At 63.4% G+C, this 3,020-nt stretch carries 3 protein-coding genes; all 3 read right to left on the reverse strand.

What is annotated here, in order from left to right; genetic code table 11:
• Positions 1-3: 3 nt before the first annotated feature.
• Positions 4-1,059: a nicotinate-nucleotide--dimethylbenzimidazole phosphoribosyltransferase gene (gene cobT, locus DBR24_RS15220; protein WP_128615172.1), complete on the reverse strand. Its 1,056-nt coding sequence runs from the start codon at positions 1,057-1,059 to the stop codon at positions 4-6.
• The gene (cobU, locus tag DBR24_RS15225) at positions 1,056-1,577 is read right to left on the reverse strand and encodes a bifunctional adenosylcobinamide kinase/adenosylcobinamide-phosphate guanylyltransferase (protein WP_128615173.1); all 522 of its coding nucleotides are present in this window, start codon (positions 1,575-1,577) and stop codon (positions 1,056-1,058) included. Before cobU ends, cobT begins: the two co-directional genes overlap by 4 nt.
• 148 nt (positions 1,578-1,725) lie before the next feature.
• On the reverse strand, positions 1,726-3,020 hold a 1,295-nt coding region (locus tag DBR24_RS15230), incomplete at its 5' end, for a cobyric acid synthase (protein WP_256591501.1).

Below are 3,020 nucleotides of genomic sequence, written 5' to 3' on the forward strand. Positions count from 1 at the left end.
AGGTCATGCCGGACGATCCGCCACCGCCGCTTCGGCGAAGGTCGCCATCTGTCCGTGCAGGTCGCACGCCAGACGCAACAACGGCACCGCCAGCGCTGCCCCGCTGCCCTCGCCCAGACGCAAGCCGAGTTCCAGCAGCGGTTCGGCGCCGAGGGTTTCCAGCACATGGCGATGGCCCGGTTCGGCACCACGATGACCGAACAGCAGCCATTCGCGGCAGGCGGGATTCAAACGCACGGCAACCAGCGCGGCGACGGTGCAGATAAAGCCGTCGACCAACACCGCAACGCCTTCCTGGGCTGCCGCCAGGTACGCACCGACCAGCGCCGCAATCTCGAAACCGCCGAGGTTGAACAGGGTTTGCAGCGCATCGCCACGCTGTGCAGCGTGCAGGGCCAACGCGCGCTCGATGACTTGGGCCTTATGGCTGACACCTTCGGCATTCAAACCGGTGCCCGGACCGGTCAAGTGGGCCACCGGGCAATCGAGCAAGGCGCAGGCCAGCGCACTGGCAGCGGTGGTGTTGCCGATGCCCATTTCTCCGCCGATGAACAGCTGCGCACCCACCGCTTTCGCCCGCAACACGCTGTCGCGACCGGCCTGCAAGGCGAGTTCGCCCTGCGCTGGAGTCATCGCCGCGCCCTTGACGAAGTTCGCCGTGCCCGGACCGACATTCAGGTGCAACACGCCCGGCAGGTTCAACGACGGCGTCACGGTGCCCAGGTCCACCACTTCCAATTGCGCACCGAGTTGGCGCGCCAGCACACTGATCGCTGCGCCACCACTGACGAAATTGAGCAGCATCTGCCCGGTGACTTCCTGAGGGAACGCAGACACCCCTTCGGCGACCACGCCGTGATCGCCGGCAAAAATCGCGATCCAGATCTGCTTAAGCGTCGGCTTGACCTGCCCTTGCAGGCCCGCCAGTTGCACCGCCACGGTTTCCAGGCGACCGAGGGAGCCGGCCGGCTTGGTCAATTGCTGTTGCCGCGCCGCCGCATGGGCGACAACCTCGGCATTCACCGGTTTGCACGGATTGAGCCACCAGGTTTGAGTCATAACGCAGGTCCTTTCAGAGTCAGGGGCAGGCCGGCGACGGTCAGGACGACACGCTGACAGCGCTCAGCCAAAGCTTGATGCAGCCAACCGGCTTCATCGACGTAGCGGCGAGTCAATTCGCCCAGCGGCACGACACCCATTCCGGTCTCGTTGCTGACAAAAATGATTTCCCCCGGCAATGACGCCAGGCCGTCCAGCAGTGCGTCACGCTCAGCGGCCAGACGCTCTTCGTCATCGAGCATCAGCAGATTGGTCAGCCACAGAGTCAGGCAATCGACCAACAGGCAGCGCTCGGCACTGGCAGACTCGCGCAGCACGCGGGCCAGTTCGAGCGGCTCCTCGATCAGGGCCCATTCCACAGGACGGCGGGCGCGGTGATGGGCGACGCGGTCGCTCATTTCGCCGTCCAGCGGTTGGCTGGTGGCGATATAAGTGACCTGCAACTGGCTGTCGCTGGCGAGTTTTTCCGCCAGGCGACTTTTGCCGGAGCGGGCGCCGCCGAGGATCAGTTGGAGCATTTTTTTATCCAGAAAAGGTTTAGTGAGATCACCGGCCTCATCGCGGGCAAGCCCGCTCTGACAGGTTTCAGTGGTGTTCACAAAATATGTACCCGACATCAAACCCTGTGGGAGCTGGCTTGCCAGCGATGGGGCCTGGACAGGCCACTCAAATCCCACAGAGCTGACGCAATAGCCCGGTATCCAGATGTTTTTCCACCAGATCCGCCAGCCGTTCGATATCGCGCTCGCGCAGTCCGTGGTAATCCACCTCTTGCACATCGCTCAAACCGGCCCAACGCAACAGCGCCGCACAGGCTTGGGGCGATTCGAACAGACCGTGCAAATAGGTGCCGAACACCTGCCCGTCCAGACTCTGCGCACCGTCGCAACGACCGTCATCCAGATGCACCGCCGCGTTTTCCAGCGCCGGCCCCACCGTCACGCCTGCATGGATTTCATAGCCGCTGACCTCGGCGTCTTCCAGCGCCAGCCGCCCACGCACGTTGCGTAATTGTTTTTCGGCTTCCAGCGTCGTGTCGAACGCCAGCAAGCCCAACCCGGCACTGGAACCTGCGGCCCCTTCCAGCCCCAGCGGATCGTGCACCTGCTCGCCCAGCATTTGCAGACCGCCGCAAATCCCCAGCACTTTGCCGCCGTAGCGCAAATGCCGGTTGATGGCTGCTTCCCAGCCATTGGCGCGCAGATACGCGAGATCGCTGCGCACACTTTTCGACCCCGGCAGGATGATCAGATCGGCGGCAGGAATCGCCTGCCCCGGGCCGATGAATTGCAGGTCCACTTGCGGGTGCAAACGCAGCGGATCGAAATCGGTGTGGTTGCTGATGCGCGGCAGCACCGGCACCACCACTTTCAGCACTTGCTCGGCCTTGTCGGTCTGGCGCTGATCGATGCCGTCCTCGGCCTCCAGATGCAGATCCATCACATAGGGCAAGACGCCAACCACCGGTTTGCCGGTGCGTTGTTCCAGCCAGTCGAGGCCTGGTTGCAGCAAGGCGATATCGCCGCGAAAACGGTTGATGATGAAGCCTTTGACTCGCGCCTGCTCGCTCGGCGACAGCAGCTCCAGCGTGCCGACCAGATGCGCAAACACCCCACCGCGATTGATGTCGGCAATCAGCAACACCGGGCAATCCACCGCTTCGGCAAAACCCATGTTGGCGATGTCACCGGCACGCAGATTGATCTCCGCCGGCGAGCCTGCACCTTCGACCATCACCAGCGGATACGCTGCAGTGAGGCGTTGGTGCGAAGCGAGCACCGCCTGCATGGCGATGGCTTTGTAGTCGTGATACGCCACGGCGTTCATGCTGGTGACGGCGCGGCCGTGGATGATCACTTGCGCGCCGGTATCGCTGTTGGGTTTGAGCAGCACCGGGTTCATGTCGGTGTGCGGCTCAAGAAACGCCGCCTGCGCCTGCACCGCTTGCGCACGGCCGATCT

Origin of the sequence: Pseudomonas sp. HMWF006 (assembly GCF_003061205.1) — a bacterium.
Classification (GTDB): Bacteria; Pseudomonadota; Gammaproteobacteria; order Pseudomonadales; family Pseudomonadaceae; genus Aquipseudomonas; species Aquipseudomonas monsensis.